The 20980-nt window shown below is 22.7% G+C and carries 15 protein-coding genes; 14 read left to right on the plus strand and 1 reads right to left on the minus strand.

The window, feature by feature from the left end:
- Nucleotides 1-13: 13 nt before the first annotated feature.
- The 13 genes from lpdA (at nucleotide 14) to SCORR_RS02380 (ending at nucleotide 19870) form a co-directional block, all read left to right on the plus strand.
- Nucleotides 14-1888, plus strand: a complete 1875-nt coding sequence (gene lpdA, locus SCORR_RS02325) for a dihydrolipoyl dehydrogenase (RefSeq protein WP_094048731.1) — start codon at nucleotides 14-16, stop codon at nucleotides 1886-1888.
- Nucleotides 1889-2074: 186 nt separating this feature from the next.
- Nucleotides 2075-3976: a hypothetical protein gene (locus tag SCORR_RS02330; RefSeq protein ID WP_094048733.1), complete on the plus strand. Its 1902-nt coding sequence runs from the start codon at nucleotides 2075-2077 to the stop codon at nucleotides 3974-3976.
- Nucleotides 3977-3989: 13 nt separating this feature from the next.
- Nucleotides 3990-5876, plus strand: a complete 1887-nt coding sequence (locus tag SCORR_RS02335) for an ABC transporter permease (protein ID WP_094048734.1) — start codon at nucleotides 3990-3992, stop codon at nucleotides 5874-5876.
- Nucleotides 5877-5905: 29 nt separating this feature from the next.
- Entirely contained in the window at nucleotides 5906-7816 is a 1911-nt protein-coding gene (locus tag SCORR_RS02340; RefSeq protein ID WP_094048736.1) for a hypothetical protein, read from the plus strand.
- 388 nt (nucleotides 7817-8204) lie between these two features.
- On the plus strand, nucleotides 8205-8564 hold the full coding sequence (locus SCORR_RS02345; RefSeq protein ID WP_094048738.1) for a hypothetical protein: 360 nt from the start codon (nucleotides 8205-8207) through the stop codon (nucleotides 8562-8564).
- Nucleotides 8554-9426, plus strand: coding sequence for a hypothetical protein (locus SCORR_RS02350; protein ID WP_094048740.1), 873 nt, complete (start codon nucleotides 8554-8556; stop codon nucleotides 9424-9426). The genes SCORR_RS02345 and SCORR_RS02350 overlap by 11 nt, the downstream gene beginning before the upstream one ends.
- A gap of 187 nt (nucleotides 9427-9613) precedes the next feature.
- On the plus strand, nucleotides 9614-10384 hold the full coding sequence (locus SCORR_RS02355; RefSeq protein ID WP_094048742.1) for a hypothetical protein: 771 nt from the start codon (nucleotides 9614-9616) through the stop codon (nucleotides 10382-10384).
- A 160-nt stretch (nucleotides 10385-10544) separates the two neighbouring features.
- Nucleotides 10545-13193, plus strand: coding sequence for a valine--tRNA ligase (locus SCORR_RS02360; RefSeq protein ID WP_094048744.1), 2649 nt, complete (start codon nucleotides 10545-10547; stop codon nucleotides 13191-13193).
- A 65-nt stretch (nucleotides 13194-13258) separates the two neighbouring features.
- Nucleotides 13259-13732: a hypothetical protein gene (locus SCORR_RS02365; RefSeq protein WP_094048746.1), complete on the plus strand. Its 474-nt coding sequence runs from the start codon at nucleotides 13259-13261 to the stop codon at nucleotides 13730-13732.
- A 62-nt stretch (nucleotides 13733-13794) separates the two neighbouring features.
- Nucleotides 13795-14241, plus strand: coding sequence for a hypothetical protein (locus SCORR_RS02370; RefSeq protein ID WP_094048748.1), 447 nt, complete (start codon nucleotides 13795-13797; stop codon nucleotides 14239-14241).
- 864 nt (nucleotides 14242-15105) lie between these two features.
- The gene (locus SCORR_RS02375; RefSeq protein WP_094048750.1) at nucleotides 15106-16989 is read left to right on the plus strand and encodes a lipoprotein; all 1884 of its coding nucleotides are present in this window, start codon (nucleotides 15106-15108) and stop codon (nucleotides 16987-16989) included.
- Nucleotides 16990-18773: 1784 nt separating this feature from the next.
- Nucleotides 18774-19112: an oxidoreductase gene (locus SCORR_RS05590; protein ID WP_211279187.1), complete on the plus strand. Its 339-nt coding sequence runs from the start codon at nucleotides 18774-18776 to the stop codon at nucleotides 19110-19112.
- Between the two features lie 95 nt (nucleotides 19113-19207).
- The gene (locus SCORR_RS02380; protein WP_342746545.1) at nucleotides 19208-19870 is read left to right on the plus strand and encodes an oxidoreductase; all 663 of its coding nucleotides are present in this window, start codon (nucleotides 19208-19210) and stop codon (nucleotides 19868-19870) included.
- A gap of 44 nt (nucleotides 19871-19914) precedes the next feature.
- On the opposite strand, the gene SCORR_RS05460 is transcribed toward SCORR_RS02380, so the two are convergent.
- Complete coding sequence (locus SCORR_RS05460; RefSeq protein ID WP_169709030.1) at nucleotides 19915-20058, minus strand: hypothetical protein; 144 nt, start codon at nucleotides 20056-20058, stop codon at nucleotides 19915-19917.
- A 316-nt stretch (nucleotides 20059-20374) separates the two neighbouring features.
- Between SCORR_RS05460 and SCORR_RS02385 the strand changes: the two genes are divergently transcribed.
- Nucleotides 20375-20977: a LemA family protein gene (locus SCORR_RS02385; protein WP_094048752.1), complete on the plus strand. Its 603-nt coding sequence runs from the start codon at nucleotides 20375-20377 to the stop codon at nucleotides 20975-20977.
- Nucleotides 20978-20980: the final 3 nt, after the last annotated feature.

The raw sequence follows: 20980 nt of genomic DNA on the forward strand, positions 1-20980 counted from the left end.
AGGAGAAAATGATATGTTTAAAGTTAAGTTTGCAGACATTGGTGAAGGTTTAACAGAAGGAACAGTTACTGAAGTTTTAGTAAAAGTTGGAGATAATGTAAAAAGTGGGGACCCTTTATTCAATGTAGAAACTGATAAAGTTAGCTCCGATATTTATGCACCAGTTGATGGTGTAATTGCAAATATTTTAATAAAAAGTGGTCAAGAAATTAAAGTTGGAGAAGTAGTTGTCGAAATTAATGATGGTAAAGGAGATAATCCAACTCAAAAAACAGAAAAACCAGTTGAAGAAAATGCATCAGTAGTTGGTTCAACTCCTGTATCTAACGATTTAATTCAAAGAGGTCGTAGTCGACCTGTACCTCCAAGAAAAGATATCGTCGATAAAGTATTAGAAACATTAGATGGTACACCACCAATTTCTTTAGTTAAAGGTAACTCAAAAGATTTAAAACCCGCACCTAAATTTGTGCCTAAAAATATCGAAAATCATTTTGATGTAATAATGGTTGGTGCAGGTGTAGGTGGTTATATTGGTGCTATTAAGTGTTCTAGGTTAGGATTAAAAACATTAATAGTTGAAAAAGCGAATTATGGCGGAGTTTGCTTAAACATTGGATGCATTCCTACTAAAACATTATTAAAATCAGCTGATTTATATGAACAAATGATAAAAGCTGATAAATACGGAATTAAAGTAGATCCTAAAAATGTTAGAGCAGATTGAAAAGCAATTCAGGAACGTAAAGAAAATGTTGTTTCAAAACTTACAACAGGTGTTAAAGGTTTATTGAAAAAAAATAATGTTACAGTTGTAGAAGGAAATGCAAATGCCATTGATAAAAATACAATTGAGGTAAACAAAAAACAATATACTTGTGATAATTTAATAATAGCCACAGGAAGTATACCAAATTCAATGAACCTACCTGGTGCTGATGATGCAGTTAAAAGGGGATTTTTAATTGATTCAACAGGTGCACTTGCATTACCAAAAATACCAAAAAATTTAGTAATTATTGGTGGTGGTGTAATTGGTGTTGAATTTGCCTGTGTTTACAAAAGATTAGGCACAAAAGTTACTATATTACAATTTTTACCAACTATTTTAGAAATGCTTGATAGTGATGTTTCAAAGGAAATGACTAAGGAATTAATTAATAGAGGTAATTTGGAAATAATAACAGGAGCATCAACAAAGGAGTTTAAAGATAATACGGTAGTTTATGAAAAAGATGGAAAAACATTTACTATTGAGGCCGATTATTGTTTACAATCTGTAGGTAGAAGAACTGTAACTACAGGATTTGATAATATTGGATTAGAAAAAAATGAAAGAAATCATATAATTATTAATGATCATTGCGAAACAAATGTTGACGGAGTCTATGCTATTGGTGATGTTACTGGAAAAATGATGCTTGCTCATGTAGCATCATATCAAGGATTGATTGCAGCTAATAGGATAGCAAAAAGATTAGGTAATCCTGAAGCAGAAGATTTAATCATGGACTATAATAAAGTCCCAAGTTGTATTTATACGCATCCTGAAGTTGCTATGATTGGAAAAACTGAAGATCAACTTAAAAAGGAGGGTGTTGAATACAAGGCTTATAAGTTCCCGTTTGCAGCAATCGGAAAAGCATTAGCAGATGGTAATACCACTGGATTTGTGAAGTTGATATGTGAACCTAAATATAAACAAATTATTGGAGCACATATAATATCTAATACAGCAACTGATATGATTTCAGAAATAACTACATTAATTTCTTCAGAAGGTACCATTACAGAACTTGCTAAAGCAATACATCCACACCCTACATTAAGTGAGGCCGTTTGAGAAGCTGCGGAGGCTTTAGAATATGGAAAACCTATAAACTTTTAATTTATAATTTATTATATTAAATAAAATAATATTTTTTTAAGGTAGATGAATACTACATTATTTTTAAGAAGCTCATTAAAACCCAATAATTATGGGGTTTTTTTAATTTGGAAATACTTTTTAAATATTTGATATTTATTAAAAAAAAAATTATAATTAAAGTGTATCAACATTTATGAGGTTAAAATGAAAATAAATAAATTAATGTTATTTAACTCATTTTTATTATTTATTACACCTTCAGTTGTTGTTTCTTGTGGTGAAAATCAATTATTAAAAGATCCAGCCATTGATAACGAGTTGCAATTTAATGGACTTTTGAAAGGTTATTTAGAAGAAATTAATAAATTAGTTAATAATTGATCTTCTATCTATTTAAATGCTGAAAGTCTTATCGAAAATGATAATAATAATGATTTGAATAATAGATTTTTTAATGCATCATTATTAAGAGAATATAGTAAACTAGGTGTTATTATTAATTCTAAAACTTCTTCAAAAGTCGACTTAAACAGTGAAACATTTAAAAATTATTTATTAAATTATAATACAGATATAAATAGAATAATTAATTTTGAGGCATTAAAACTTGAAATTAATAAGATAAAAGAAAAAACTAAGTATAAGATTTTATTTGAAGGTATTGATAATGTTTATAATGGTATAAAATATATCGATAACTCCATATATTTGAAAATGTATACAAGTACAAATTCTAATATAATTACAAAAGATACAATTAATTGTGAATTTAATTTTAAAGTTTTAATTAATTATAAAGATTTTAAAAATAAGATACAGACAAAAGAGTTAAATACTAATTACAATGTTTCTTACATTTATACTAAAGATACTGCAATTAATGATTTAGTTAAAAATATAGTTTTTAATGTTGAAAAAACCATTAAAGGTGATGTAAAAAAAATATTTTCAAATGATATTGAAACATATAATGATAAAGAAAATAAGTTTTATCAATTAGACTTAATTCTGAAAAATTATTTCGAAAAAAAAATTAAAAATAATTATATAAATTATATAACTAATATTATAAAATCTTATGACAATAATGCATATTATGCCACTGTAGAAAATTCTTTTGAAAGTATCTATGGGAACTTAAATTGAATAATTGAACTTAATGCAAATAATAATCAATTAGAATTTAATTGAAAAGATAATTCAGTAGGTCAAAAACTATATGATTTTATTTTTAGAATGAAAGAGAATTTTAAAGATTTTAGTATTCAAGGAAAAAATTACTTGTTAGAAGAATCTATAAATGATTACTTATTAAGAAATATAATTAATTTTAAAGATGATTATAAAATACAAATAAATAAATATATAGAAAGTCAAAATAGTTTTGATTATAAAGATTTTACAACATCATCTAAGGTTGGTGTAATTGAACTAAAAAATTTGTGTATTACAAATAACGATATAAAACTTTCCTTACCTACGTTAAAATCAATATTCACTTATTCTGTAAATAATGAAGAAATATTAGAGTATGATTCAAAAGAAAAATGAATGAATTCTATGTACTATCTTGCAATTTATAAGGGGTTGTATTTAGGAATTAAAGATTTTCAAGAATTTTTTGGAATATATGAAAATATTGATACCGAAGATTACACGATTGCATCAATGAAAGGTTCATATCATTTTGGAAATATTCTTGATTATTTTATAAAATCATTTGATGAAAACGATCCAACTAATTGAAATAATTTTAATGATTGTTTATCGGGTAGTTACGGTAATTTAAATCAATATAGAAATAATTTATTAATTAATCAAAGTCAGTTTTTGTGAAGAACAGAAAATGATATCAATCAAGTTTCTTTAAATTTATATGACATTAACTATGGTAAAGGATTTAGCATTAAAGAATATTATAAAAACGACACAATACCAAGTGGTGAAAGCAATAAGTATGGTGAAAGTTATATAAATTTCTTATTTCAAAATGATTTTTTAAATATAAAATTTAAAACTGATAGAATATGAGGGCTGTTTAAGGATAAAGAAGGAGAGTATAAAGATAAATTAATATTTGAAATAAATAATAAAATAATTGGTTAGGAGATACTTTCAAATGGTTTCTAGAAAAAATAAGAATAATATTTTTAAAAAAGAAGAATTTAAAGATAAGTTAGATAAAAATTCTCATAAGTTATTAAAAAAAGTCGGAGCCTTAAAATTAATATACTTTTGCATAAAAATTCTTTTATATGAGAAATCATTTCTTATATATATTTTAATCATTTCATTATTCTCATTATCAATTGCTTTTACACTACCATTTTTTAACAATCAAGCATTAGTGGTAAAGGTTTTTGACTTTTACATACTTATATATATTTCAAGCTTTTTATTTATATTAATTTTAAAGACAAGTAATTTTTTTCTTGGTAGAAAAGTTGAAGATAAAACTATATTTATAGTGTTGTCTAATCAAATATCACGTAGCAAATATTTTATTACACAATTTATAATAATCATATTAGTTTCCTGAATAAACATTTTATTTTCTTATACAATAATTAATATACTGTACCTTGCATTCTCTGAGTTTAGAACAAGAAATGTATTAGTTTTAAAAACCGCAACTTTTTTATGATTCTCTTTTATTTTCTCTTTTTGTTTAGTTAGTTTAATTATATTCTTATCAACAATTGCATCAAGTCAAGTTTCGTTAGTAATTACTACATTAATTTTATCTTTCTCTTTTATTGCAAATTTACCTTTACAGTTTTTAAAGTCAAAAGAAGAAAGTGAAAATATATTATTTTCAAGATATTCAAGTACTCAAGCTTATAATATTTCAAAGTTATATGAAGCTTTTGACTTACAAAATTACATAAAAAACAATAAAATTAAGTATAATAATATCTCATATAAGTTAAACGATTTCTTATTAAATAGTAGTGCAACAAAAGATGATTTTTCTTCATTTGACGAAAATGGTAATCCATCAGAAATCGTAAAAGAAAGATTTAATTTTTGAAATGATCTAGGTCTCATATCTAAAAATAATGAAAATTATAAATATAAATTAACAAATATAAAAGTATCATTATTTCCAAAAATAAATGATTTTAATAATACTACTTATTGAAATTCAACAGATAATTATGATATAAGTTTTGAATTGAAAAATAGATTTATTAGCATTGATGAATTATCAAATTTAATATCAAGTACATCAAATGAATCAAATAAAAAAATATTAAGTGATATTTATAATTTTACTAACAATATAATAAAGCAACTTTATAATTTACAAAAAACTATGGTTACAGAGTTTAGTGACTTTATTAGGTATTTATTTATTAATGATATAAAAAACTCATTTATTATAAATAAAAATAAAAGTGCAGATACAGAGTCTATTAAGCAGTTTAAAGCATCATATTTAATATCAATTTATAAACAGTTTTTCTTAAAGGATGGTTTATCTAGTTCCAACCCCACAGAATATTTTGTTTTAAAAGATAACCAAGAAGTAGTGGATAACTTTATTAAAAATGACATGTATTTTCCATTGATGCTAAGCGCAAGATTACTTGAAGAGTATTTAATAGATCCAGTTAGTATTTATAAAATATCAACTAATTTCCCTGTAATAAAGAATGAAGCAGATTATTATGAATATTTATCAAGGAGAAGTTTGTTTAACATTTTTACATATTTAAGTCCATTCTATAATATTTGATCTAATTACACTTTATATTCAGGTTATTCATACAATGACTTTTGATTTTCACCATATAGCGAAAGTAATATTGATTTAACATATCAAGAAAATATATTATTACCTTATATAACCTATAAGTTTGTAATAAATAATAATGGAATAATTGATAAAGAATCTTATTTAAACTATATTGACCCATACATATTTTTAATAATAGCTGTACTGTTATCAACTATTGTAGTTATTTGTTCTTATTACAAGTTTGGAAAAAAAGATTTAGATTAAATTTACTTAAGAAGGGGTATGTTTTAAAAATGTTTAAAAAAATAAGTTTTATATTCATAGGCTTTATAATAACTCTAATATTTTTATTAAGTACTTTTTCATGTGCAAAGGATTCACAAGATAATTCAACTAATATTGAAAGTGATAATCAATTTTATTATAGTAATTTATTAGATAGTTATAAAAAAGATGTGTTATTAATAATAAAAAATCATCACAATATTTCATCTATGGATTGAATAGAAAATGAGGAAAATGCAAAAAATAATAGTTTTTTTACTTCTGATAATATAATTTATCAAGTTGAATATTATAAGAAAAATAATAACTATCAACTAGACGATATGCAAAAAAAGTACTTTTTAAAAGATATGGAAAATAAATTATATATTGACAAGTTATCTTATGAACTTAATGAATTAAAATCAAACTCTAAATATGATGTATTATTAAATAATATTAACAATTTATATAACGGGGTTGACATTGATTTTTCTTCATTAGAAATTAGTTATGAAAAAATTACAAACACCTTGCCAGGCCAAGAGCAAATAACAGAAAATTTTTATTCAAATATCTCTTTAAAATTTAATTATTGGATAAATTACCTTGATAAAAATAAAAAACCAACTAAATTTAATACTATTGATTATAATTTTAATTATAGTCTAAACACAAATACCTCTTTGGAAAATGCATGAAAAAATTTAATTAAGAACCTAGAGTTTAATTTCCTTGGATTGCCAAAAGAAATATCAAATGGTTTTGGCGATCTTGATGCTAAGAAGTTAAAAATTAACTCTGATGATAAAACATTTTGTATGTATCAATCAAAAAATATTAATCTTGGATGTGATCAAACAAAAGAATTAAATGATTATTTTAATAATAAAGAACTAGACCAAATAATTTCAAAATTATTGCAAGAAAACGTGAATTTAAAAGAGTCTATTAGAGCTAATACTTTTAAACCATATAATTTTGTTGAGGATTCAATTGACTACAATAATATATTTAGTGCAGATAAAGATCAAGTTAATTATTCATGAAATGATGGAGGAGAAGGGCAAAAATTTTATAATATAATTTTTAATAATATTGATAATGAAATGGAATCTGAAAATAGCGATATTTTATCAAATTATGTAAATAAAAGCAGTTTAGATTGAAAAAAAACATTTAATAATGGTTTAAAAAATATTGTTGATGATTCAATTATTTTAAAAGATAGCGAGAAAGAACTAATTAAAAGTAAATATGATAGTTACTCAGTTTTAGGTACATTAAACATTGATAATTTAGAAGTTGTAGTAAAAGGTGATAATGGAAATGAATATTCACAAAAGTTACCGCAGTTTAAAATTCAATTTAGTTATTCTGTTGATTTAAGTGATAAGTATTTAAAACAAGAATCCAACGTTAATAATTCAGCTACATTAAAAAGTACATTAATAAATCTAAAACAAGGGATAAATATATATAAAAATGCAATTGGTATTAGCAAAAAAGATGAAAAAGATCCATTAAGTCCTATATTAACATTTACAGGTAATGCAAAAAAAGTTGAATCTAATGATTTCATTGAAAAGGAATTTAGTATATGAGAATATTTAAAAAAATCGCAGGTTAAAAAATACGACCTAAATTTTATAAGTGATTTTTTATTTTTTAATATACTTTCAACCGATTTTGTAATTAGACAAGGGTACTACATAAAGGTTGCTAGGCAATTTATATTTGATGTAAAAATTAAATCAATGCTTAATGAAGAAAATTTTAATCTAAATTACTCTAATGGACAATTATTATTTCCTAGTACTAATTATGACTATAAATTTAATTTGATTTTTAAGATTAATTTTATTAATATTAGTTTTAATTTGTCCATTAGTAGTGCTCCAAATCAAACCAAATATGTCGCCTTACTATCAAGCTATTAAATTTAGATAAACTAAAATATAGAATAATCAAAATAAGTATTATAAAAAAGTGGTAAAAATATTGAGTAAAATTAAGATATTATGATGTAAAAATTAAGTCAAACATTCAAATAAGTAATAAAAAAAATGTTATATCAAGTCCATGGTAAGTATATATAATACTAAATTTAGTAAAAAAATAGAATGAAGTATTTAAAAAATATTAGTCTGATAGATATTAATATATTTATACTAGGTTATCATTATTTTTTTATTAAATATAAATATAGTATGGCAGTAATTTATTTTTAATTATATAAAATAATTTTTAATTGCTTCTACCACTATTGAAGTATATTGAAATAGAAAAGAATATATTGTATAATAAAACATACTCAAAGGAGTAAAAATGAACAAAGAAGTTAACATTATCAAATCTAAAACAAAAAAAATACTAGCTATTTCCATACTATTAATTATTTTGGCAATTATTGGAATGACTGTTTCTGTTATTTATTACAATAAGTATGGTCAAATGTATATATTGTTTCTTATATTTGTTTTTTTAATAGTATCAATTTGTTTTTTACTATCTTTAATAGGTGGTATAACATTTTTGGTAAAAAACAAAAAACTTGATCAATTAAAAAAAATAAAAGCCAAAACAGCATTAGAATGAGGAATATTTTACTTTAAAGTTTTATCGATTATTGATAATGTCACAAATAAAAATATTAAGTTAAATAAGGGGGATAAATATGAAGGGTAAAAATGATACTAATAGTAATTTATTAAAGGATTATAAAAAAGAAATTAAGAAATATATTAAATTTATACCTGTAAATTTTATAGTTTATATAGTTGATATTTGTGTATTTATTTCATTATTCACATTATTCATTGTAAATAGATTTTTTGAAAGTGATTATATTTCTTGATCAATTATTGCATTATGTCTATATACTATGTTTAGATTTTCATTTTTAAACTGATTTCAAAAAAATAAATATTATAAAAAAATTGTAGTATATAATTTTAAAGAAAAAGTTGGCGATGGTGAAATGCTAATTCAAAGAGAAGTATCTTATAATTCAATTAATTTTTGAATAATTATAATAATAATTAACTTATCAACTGCCTTTTTTGCGAATTACGAAGTTGCAACATTTCTAAGTAATGTTAAGATAATGCTTGCGCTTACAAATACAGCTTTAAATATGTTGCTATTGCCTTCATTCTTATTTTCATTCCAACAAATTGGTCAAATAGATAAGAATGTAGCTTCAAATTATCATAATTTATTAAAAGACCAGTTCTTTTCAAATAAATCATTATTTGATGATGTTGAATTTGAAGACTATTATTTACATTTAAAATTTAAGAAAAATAATTTAGTTTCAAGAAACGGTTTGTTTATTTACATAAATAAGGATGATGTAAAAGTAAAAGACCAACAAGGCCTTGTAAATATTAATAAAAAGATATTGAAAATCTATAAAGAACTTTGAGAGTCATATTATCATTTTTTAGAAGAAAAAAGTGATATAAAAGTTTCAAAATCTAGATTACATACGCAATATTGAATTGAAAGAATATATGATCATATTTTTGAGGACTTCTTTAATTTATAAAGATTAATTATATATTTAAAATTATTATAACTGTTTTTTAAGTAAATAAACCCTTTAAATTATTGGTTTATTTACTTTTATTTTGCTAAAGTAATAAAAAAAATTTCCATAAAAAGTAGAAAATATTTGCAATTTTATTTGATTTAATTATAATTAATATATAAGTAAAGAAATATTGGAGATTTTTATGAAGAAGTTTAAAGTTACTGAAAAATCACTAATAAATTATACAATATTGTCTTTTTTTGGGCTTTGTTTTGTGATTTCTACTTTACTAGATCCATGTAATGATGATAAATTATATCAAAAAATAACAATAATTAAAATATTTTTTGGACTTTTAATTGTTTTTTGAATTTTGTTAAAATTTTATATCGAAATAACTAGGCTTATAAAAAGATTTAGAATTAATTATGGTATGATAAAAAACTATGATTGATTTTTAAGATTTGAAAATTTATGAACATTTATTAAAACAATTTTATTAATTACTCCATTCTTAGCGTTAAATATATATTGGGCATTAAGTGTAATGAACTCTATAGAAGATTTTGAGGTTTTTTCTCTTGAATTAGCAAAATCATTTTCAGGTGATTTCCTTAATAAATTTGGATTTTTTACAAACCAAAAAGTATTTTTGTTTGGTGCGACAATTATTTGAGCGATGTTTTTATCATTGTTTTTTGCAACAGTATTTTATATAGGTTATAAAATTGCAATGAAAAGATTTACAAATAACTTAATTAGAATAAATGAAAAAATATCAAATAATTGCAAAAAAACAAAAGAGTATAAAGATATGCTAGGAGATAATTTAAAAGAATTAGAAGAAGAAAAAGCGAATATAGATAAAGCTAACTTTTTCATTAGGGAAGTTATAGTCTTTACTTATGTTAAGTTTAAAATTTCTGAAATGTGAAAAGATGTTAAAAAAGGAACATTACCACCACGAAAATAATTTTTCGGGGAATATTAATTAATTTATACAAGTGTCGTGTTATTCTTCATGACAATTGTTGTGAAGATATATTGTATTCATAATATAAAAGAGTTTTTAACTCTTTTTTTTATTTATTGGTATAATTAATTTATAAATTTTAGTTATATAAGAGGGGAATATGAAAAAAAACTCGTTGGATAATAAATATAATCATATAATTGTAGAAAAAGATAAATATAATAAATGATTAGAACTTGATCTATTTAAAGCTAAGTTAGATAGCAAAAAACCACCATTTTCAATAGTAATACCACCCCCAAATGTAACTGGTAAACTTCACTTAGGTCATGCCTGAGATGGTTCTTTGCAAGATTTATTGATTAGATATAAAAAGTTAAGTGGGTTCGATACAGTTTGAATCCCTGGGATGGATCATGCAGGAATTGCTACTCAAGCAAAAGTTGAAGAGAGATTAAGAAAAGATAATATTTCAAGATATGACTTAGGTAGAGAAAAATTCGTTGAAAAAGTTTGGGAATGAAAAGAAGAATATAGTCAAAACATTAGAAAACAATGATCAAAACTTGGTTTATCTTTAGATTACTCAAAGGAAAAATTTACTTATTCTGAACAATTGAATAAAATAGTAAATTTTGTTTTTGTTGAAATGTATAAAAAAGGATTTATTTATAGAGGGGAAAGAATAATTAATTGAGACCCTAAACAAAAAACAGCTCTTTCAAATATTGAAGTAATTTATAAAGAAACAAAAGGAAAAATGTACTACTTCAAGTATTTTTTTGAAGATAAAAAAGATTTTTTAACAGTAGCAACAACACGACCTGAAACAATGTTTGGAGATGTATGTGTTATTGTAAATCCCAATGATGAACGCTATAAAAAATATATAGGCTTAAAAGTATATAATCCAGCCAATGGTGAACTTATACCGATTATTGCAGATGAATATGTCGATATAGATTTTGGTACTGGTGTCATGAAGTGTACGCCTGCTCATGATCATAATGATTTTGAACTCTCATTAAAGCATAATTTAAAAATTATAAATGTAATGAATTTAGATGGTTCAATGAATGAAAAAACCGGAGAGTATAACGGTGTTGATAGATTTATAGTACGTAAAAATCTTGTAGAAAGTTTGCAAAATATTAAATTAGTAATAAAAATTGAAGAAATTAATCATCAGGTAGGGTATTCAGAAAGAAGTGGTGAAATAGTTGAACCACTAATATCAAAACAATGATTTGTCAAAATGAAGAGGCTATCTGAGGATGTTATAAAGCTTCAAAATTCTGAAAATAAAATTAACTTTTTTCCAGAAAGATTTTCAAGTACATTGGAAACATGAATGAAAAACGCATATGATTGAACAATTTCAAGACAATTGTGATGAGGGCATCAAATTCCTGCATGATATAATAAAAATAATAATGATATATATGTTGGTTTAGAGGCTCCGAATGATATTGAAAATTGAACTAGAGATGAAGATGTTTTAGATACATGATTCTCAAGTGCTTTTTGACCATTTGCGACGATGGATTGGGAACCAAATAAGAAATCAGAATTATTTAAAAGATATTATCCTGTATCAGTAATGGTAACAGGATATGATATTATATTCTTTTGAGTGGCTAGGATGATATTTCAAGGGATTGAATTTACAGGAACTAAACCTTTTAATGATGTTCTATTGCATGGGTTAATTAGAGATGAAAATGGTCATAAAATGTCAAAATCTCTTGGTAATGGTGTTGATCCAATGGATGTTATTGAAGAATATGGCGCTGATGCATTAAGGTACTTTTTAATTACTAATTCAAGTCCAGGTCAAGATCTGAGGTATAGTAAGGAAAAACTTAAATCAACTTGAAATTTTCTAAATAAAGTGTGAAATGCATCTAGATTTGTTTTTATGAATAGCAATATAGTTTCAAGTGATGATGATTTTATTAATTATTATTTAAATAATTTTACTAATAATAATTTAATAGACAAATGAATCCTTAATAAATTATCTATATGTAAAAATGAAATTAATAAAGTATTTGATAGTTATGAATTCTCTATTGTTGGTAAATTACTTTATAGTTTTATATGAGATGAATATTGCTCTTGATATTTAGAACTAGCTAAAGCACAATTGCAGAATGAAAACTTATCAGAATTAGAAATAAATAATACAAAAGCTACGTTAGTATATGTACTTAAACAAATTATTTTATTATTACATCCTTTTTGTCCTTTTATAACTGAAGAAATTTATTCTAACCTAGGGTTAAAAGATTCAATAATGATGGATAAGTATGATAATATAGAATTTAACTTTGAAATTGATTTAATTGAAAATATCTTTAAAACAGTAACAAGGATAAGGGAATTCAGAGCAGATCAAAATATTAAAAATAACCAAGCTTTGCAATTTAGTATTAATGCTAATAATTCAAAGTATATTATATTTAAGAATGATTTTTTTGAGTATTATAATTTTTTTGTAAATAAATTAGTTAATTCAAATGTTATATTGGACAAGATTTATTCAACTGAGTTAACTAGTATTGCAATACTTGACTACTTTTTAGAAATTGAAAATTCAAATTTTATAGATAAAGAAGAAGTTTATAAAAACTTATTAGAAACAAAATCAAAATTAGAATCTGAAATTAAAAGAAGTGAAAGTATATTAAATAATGAAAACTTTATTAAAAAAGCAAGTAAAGAAAAATTATTATTAGAAAAAGATAAGTACGATAATTATATGATTCAATACAATGCTATTATAAAAAAAATTAATAATAATAAATAAATATTACAATATATTTGTTAAAATCAATAATGTATTGAAACTATAATATAAGAAAGGAATAACTCATGAAAAAAACTTGATTGTTAATGTTGATATCATCAATAATGTTCTTAATTATCTCTGTATTGGCATATACATTGCCTGATATGAAGTATAAATCAACATTACTTTACTCATACTTTCAAGGAACTTCATTTCCATCTACATCAAGTAATATACTTATTTGATTAAAACTGTCAATCTCAATGTCTACTATAGTTGCAATTATCTCTATATTTGTTTTAGTTATGGGTTATTTTTATGAAAATACAACTTATAATAAATATGCAATAATGGGAGCTGCATTATTTGTATTTATTGCATTTTTCAGTGGTTTAATGCTTTTGATTGCTGGTTCTTTAAACATAGGTGGAATGAACAGTGGTGATAAATTGGGTCCAATATTATTACTTGTTTTTATTAATATAGGTTATTTATTTTTAACTTCAATATCTATCTGAACTGGGATTAGTGAATATAAAGCAAACTCATTAAGATAATTTAATTGATTTTCCTTTAATAGTGTATAATTATTATTGGAATTATTAGAAAGGGGCTATTTATGAAAGTATCATGAATAGTATTATTTTTTAGTTTTTTATTAACATTAATTACTTCATTGTTAATTCTAACTTTAAGCGATGATTTTGGTTATAAGTATTATACTTTTTTTCAAGGAAATAAATTTCCATCAAAAGATAATCAAATCTACATTTGGTTACTAATTTATATAGTTCTTGCAGCCATTGGTATGTTGTTTTCGTTATTTATTTTAATACTTAACTTTATTAAAGTTGATAAATTGAATACAAAAGCAAACTATACAATGATTGTATTAGGAGTGTTAATTTTAATATTTGGAATATTTTTATTAGTTGGAGGATCAAAAGCACAATCTTCTGATAAAGAAGCGATTATTTCTTTAAGTTTAATATCTGTATTTCTACCATTAAATTTAGCTTCAATAATATTAATGTCAGGGTTACAATTTAAAGGACAAAAGATATAATATATTATTACATTTAAAAAAATAAATCTTCAAACATAATTGTATGAAGATTTTTTTTTTAAAACATTTATTATATATATCAGATTAAGTTAAATAAGTTATTAGGTAATTAAAATTTTTGATTTAATGATAATACTTCAAATAATTTCAAAATAAGTATTTAAAGTAATTTTAAAATGATTAAAATATTGCACCTGTTTACAGATTTGATCAATTTATTGTTAATTTTATTAATTAAGATATTGCTAATATAATGCAAAAGATAATTTGGTTCATGTGATTTATTTTATTGATTATATTGATATTAATAAATAGTCTGCTAATATTTCCTAATTTCAATTACTAGCATTGCTATAGTATTTATTTATATATCATTTATGAGTTATTGTAAATTATGTAATAACAGACTTATTTCTTATTAATTAAAAAGTTTTTATGGAATAAATGAGAATTTTTGTATTTATTAAATTAAATAAATTAAATAATCTTCTCAGTATTCTTATCATCAACATTTTCTTTAATTGCAATTGTAGTATATTCATAATTTTATATTCAATTATTCTAATTGCATTATTGAAATTTAAATAGCAATATCATTAATGACTGGTTGATACATATTTGTTAATTCATTACTAATATCTGCATCTTTATACTTATAGCTTATGGTTTAGTAATTAAATCATTTTTAAAACCATGTTATCAACATTAATTATTATGAGTATAAATTATTAATATATCATAATTTATTTTTAAAACAAATGGTAATTTAAATATAAAAATATTTTACACTTTTGTAAAACTTTTTTAAATTTAAAATACTTTTTTTAAATATAGTTATAATTTAGATATGTAGGAGGAAGAAGTATGAAAAAACTAATATCAATTTTAGCTACATTATCATTAACAGCAACTTTATCAACTAGTGTTATAGCATGTGGTAATAGTGAAACCAATGATAATGGATCAAATAATGTAGATCCAACACCAAATGAAACAGATACTTATGATCAAGTATTTACTTTATTTAAAAAAGAAGTTACTGATATTATCAATAAAAATATAAGTATTGAATCAAAAAATTGATTTCAACAAGAGGATGAAAGTTTAACAAGTAAATTTAAATTTTTTAAACAAGAAAAAATTGCAAGTTACTTTGATAATTATCAAGCTGGAGAGGTTAAAAACGCAAACTTGTCTGATATATTTAAAAAGGACCAAGCCAATGCCACTAATTACTTTAATGATTTAAAATTTAAAGTAGGTTTTGATAAAATTAAATCTGAAATAAATGCTTTAAAAAGTAAAACAGAGTATGATATTTTATTAAATGGTGTAACTGATATTATAACAATAGAAAACTCACTTGCTGATTCTGGTGAGAGTACCTCAAAAATATCAGTATTAGATACAACAACTACTGAAACAAATAATGAAACTAAAAAAGGTTATATCATAAGTTCAAGTGCTAACTTTAACTTTTCAATTCACTATAATTCAAGTGATAATTCAGCAATTTCAAACTTTGATGTTAAGTCATCATTAGATTATACACTTACGTCATATCCTGGTTTAGCTAAATTTATTATGGATCAGTCAAGTTCTATAAAATGAGCATACCTAAAAAATGTTGATACAACTGGTTATATAAAAGGTGTCGATGAGTCAAATAAATTAATTAATAGTTTTAGTACAATAAAAGAAAATGTAAATAGTATGTTAAGTAATGATAAAACTGACATAATTAAATCATTAAATGATTCATTAAACGCATCTATAGGTAAAGATTTAGCCGGTTTCTTTAAGTTTGAAAACAAAAAAGTTGAAAATAATAACTTACCATTGTATAATATCGAGGAACTAAAAGAAGATAATGTTTGAGATTATAAAATAAATCCTACAGTTTCTAATTATTCTTGAAATAATGAGCAAAAAGGATGAAGTGATAGTAGTTTTAAAAATGGTGAGGATTTAATGAAATATATATTTATAAAGGATGAAAAAACTAATGATTCAGAGTTAAATAAATATTTATTAGAAAACCTAAAAAAATGATCATCTGAATTCATCCAAAGTGTGGAGACTAATGAAGATTTAACTTCAGAAACAGATGGATATCAAAATATAAAAACAAATTTAAATAAACTATCAGCTGTTAAATTTATTCCGTTAAATAATATACAACTTTCTATCGGAGATACATTTAAAAAAGATATGGATGAATTTAAACTAGGTTATGGTGAAGCTATAGATATTAATAATAATTTCTCAAGTTTAGTTGAAACAGATAATACATTTAAAGCAATAAGAGATAATGTAAAACAAGGCATAGTTAAATTTAATGAAATATTTGATATGAAATTTGGGGAAAATACAACTGATAATAAACAAACACTTTTCACAGTTAAAAAAGAAAATAGTTTCTTTTGAGATTTTGCAAAAGTTTCAAAAAAAATGAGTGATTTAAATAATTTATTTTCATTAAATCTAAACAATAGTGATGTGATTTCGAAAAGAAAATTATTATTAGAAGGCGGTAATCAAAACGACTATTCATTAGTAATAAATGACAAACGAATTTATACTTCACCATTACTTTATCGAGAACAATTAGGATTAGAAAGTCCTATATTAACCGGTATTAATTATTATGATGTTAATATTAAGTTTGATTACTTGAATATCAATTTTAGAACAGATTTTATGTACCATCAGACTGGTGGTTATGTACCAGTTATTAAAAATTATTAATTATAATATTTTGTTTAAAACTATAATCAATATATACAGAACAACTTAAATTAATTATTAAATTATATTTATTAATTAATACTATAAGTTGTTTTTATAATTTTAACTGAACAAATGATTGAGTTATTTTAAAAAAAATAATTTATACAAATATTATTTAATTAAGCATATCTGTAGATTGAGGGAGTATTATGAAAAAAGTAATACAATTATTTACAACCTTGTTAATAGTAAATTCTACTATAATTAGTGATATTTCGTGTGGTAAAAAAATATACTGATAATCAAAATTGTATGTTTAATGGTGATAAACTATTAGTAAATTGATATAAGTAGCTAGGCATGAAAATCTAAACTACAATATAAATGAAATACTTTCAATGTTTTAACCCCAAAACCAACAGCAGTAAAAGTACCCAATGTAGTATAAAATATAATGGATTTGTTTATTAAGTAAAAGATCTATTGAATAAAGTAACTACTAGTAATACATTTAAACCTAAAAGCAATGCAGATTAAAATATAGGTTTTATTCAACTATAGATAATATGGAGTTTAATAAAATGATTTCTTATTTTACGCATAAAGCAGAAGAGACTTTTGGTAAAACATACATTAGTGAATTAAATACTTTATTAAATATGGCAAAAAACTAGTTAAAAATTCTAATTAGTTATTCATTATTATTATATAAAATACAAAATATTATTAATATAATTCATATTAACGAGGCATAATAAGGTGATTATTTAAAATAATTAAATTTATTTAAAGCTTAATAAAATAAGATTGATATAAGGTTTTGAGTTTACCCATTTAGTATAAACGTTGATGGAATTATATCTAATTCGATTTTAATTTTATAAAATAAAATATGAAGATAGTATTTGTGATTCAATATTAAAAATATTGATTATATAAGTTTTTTTAGAAAATATAATTATTATATTTTATACAATTAAAACAAGCAGTATTATAAAAGAGTCTGTAAATAACCATACTTAACCAAAATCCTTACTACATTATTCGTACAACTTTATAATTCGATATCCATTAAATTGTTAAATTGGTTAAGATAATTACTAAATAGTTGCTAAATATGGTGGTTCTGGAGTAGTTAGTATATTAAATTAATTAATCCATGTTTGTTTTAATTTAATTTGATAATAAAAATACATTTGATTTGTTTGTAAGTGATGAAAAATATAAAGGTGTATGAAAATTTTAAGGTTTAAATAAACTAAGATTATGTTAATACATATTATTATTATTATTATTATTATTATTATTATTATTATTTTAGGTTTTAATAATTTAACAGTTTTACTTAAGATTTATAAATAATTGATTACGATAGTTAGTTGTATCAATGAATGTTAATTCAAAAGATGATTTAAATTCTAATAAAATAGCTAAGTTTATAACAAATGGTTAGGTGACAATTATTAGTTTCTTAGAAAATAATTTTTATAGTTTTTGATTATATTTTGGTTATACATTTGATAATTAATTCGATTATGAATGTAATAATACAGGAATAATATTTTTTAAAGAATTTAAAATAGGTTTAATATATCTTTATTAATATATAACTAAATAATTACTTTATCTACAAAAAAATGAATTTAATAATACTTATAAAACCAAGATTTAATAATAATTGGTACTATACATTTGATTATGAATTAAATTAATTATTAATATAGAGTTTTGAAACTCTATTTTTTTAACTTAAAAGAGTGTTAAAATAAATAGAATAAATAAAAAAATATAAGGATAAATAAATGAAAAAAACAAGAGAAAAAATAGTTTTAAGAAATGGAGTTAAACTAAAGAATCGATATATAATGGCTCCTATGACAAATAAAATGAGTTTTTGTGATGGTGAAGTAACTCAAAATGAGATTGATTATTATGGATTAAGATCGACTGAAGTGGCAGCTGTTATTACAGCTGCTGCATATATTAATGATGAAGCCAAGGGTTGAGAGGGTGAATTAAGTATATCACAGGATAAAATGATTAGTTCATTAAGTAAATTAAGTAGTCGGATACAAAAACAAGGAGCAAAATCAATTATCCAATTATTTCATGCAGGTAGAATGACAAACATATTGTTTTAGGTGGTAAACAACCAGTTTCAGCTAGTGATATACCTTCAATCAGAGAGAATGCACAAATACCAAGAGAATTACAAATAGATCAAGTTTATCAATTAATCAATGATTTTAAAGCGGCTACAATTAGAGCTATTAAAGCTGGTTTTGATGGTATTGAAATACATGGAGCGAACACTTATCTAATTCAACAATTCTTTTCTCCGCATTCTAATAGAAGAAATGATGAATTTGGTGGAAGTATTGAAAAAAGATTTCATTTTATTGATCTATTAGTAAATGAAATTATTAAAACCATAAAAGAAAATACAAAAAAAGAATTTATTATTGGTTATAGATTATCTCCAGAAGAATATGAAGAACCAGGTATAAAATTTGAAGACACTTTATTCTTAGTTGATAAACTTTCAGAAAAACATATTGATTACATACATCTTTCATTAACAAAGTATAATTTACATTCAAGATCAGTAAAGTATTCTCAAAAAAGTATGGTAGATTATATTTATAAAAAAATAAATGGTAGAACTATGCTTGTATCAGTTGGTTCAATTAGAAGTATGAAAGATATTAATAATGCATTGTTAAACTCTGATTTAGTAGCTATTGGTAGACCTTTATTAACTGATCCATATTGAGTTAGTAAAGTTGAAAATAACCTATTAGATGATATAGTAACTAAACTTCATCAAAAAGATTGCGATAAATTATTTATTAACTCAAGTTTTTATGATTTTTTGACAAATAGAATTGATAAAGATTAAAAATATCCTAGTAATTTATTTTTACTAGGATATTTTAATATATTTTATTTATTTTTTTTACTTTTAGCTTGTGATAACGCACTTCCGGCTACACTTTTCATTTTTTTACTTGCTTTTTTATCTTTGAGTACTTCAGATGCCTCTTTAGCAACTTTATCACTTGTTACTTTATCTGAGCTTTTCTTCATTACTTCACCTCATTTACTTATTATAATTATAATATAAATTAACTAATAAGTCTAGTAAACTATAAATGTATTTTTAAGTTTTTATTTTTTATAATATATTTTCACTTGTATTTTATAAACTTATTTGTTATTATAAATATAGTATTAAAAGAGGTGAGTGTATGGAAAACAATAAAAAAGAATGTAATTGTGGTACTAAAGACGGTAATTCAAATTGTAACTGTAATTGTGAATGCAAGAAAAAATAGCTTATGCTATTTTTTTTGTATTTATTAATATATTTATAATATAATAATAATTATAGGAGAAACGAAAGATGGATCATAATACAATTAATCCAAATCAAGAAGTTGGTCAAAGACCTAAACAAAATATATTTGGAGTTTTATTTTGAATTATTATTTGCTTAACGCTAATTCCGTTAATAATTCATGTTGCTAATCTAAATGCACTTAAAAGAATGAAAATTAAAGTAAATGAAGCAGAAGCTGGTATTGATGTTCAATTAAAAAGAAGACGTGATACTTTGATAAAATTAATTGATTCAGTATCTGAAAGTATTAAATTTGAAAAAGAAATGCAAACAACATTAACAAGCATGCGTACAGGTGGTGGTGTTGGTCAAATGATGAAAAATGCATCACAATTAAATGACATAGCTAGAAAAATACAAGTTCAAGTAGAAAATTATGCCAATTTAAAATCTAATGATTTAATTGGTAGTCTAATGAAAGAATCAACAAATATTGAAGAAAATATATCAGCATCAAGAAGAATTTATAATTCTAATGTTAGTCAATTTAATCAATCTATTAGTAGTTATCCAAATAATTTAGCAGCTAATCAATTAAAGTTCGTTTATTTACCATTTTTTGAAATTAGTTCATTTGATAGAGAAGATGTTAAAATTAAGTTTTAGTTT

Source organism: Spiroplasma corruscae, from assembly GCF_002237575.1.
Classification (GTDB): Bacteria; Bacillota_I; Bacilli_A; order Mycoplasmatales; family Mycoplasmataceae; genus Spiroplasma_A; species Spiroplasma_A corruscae.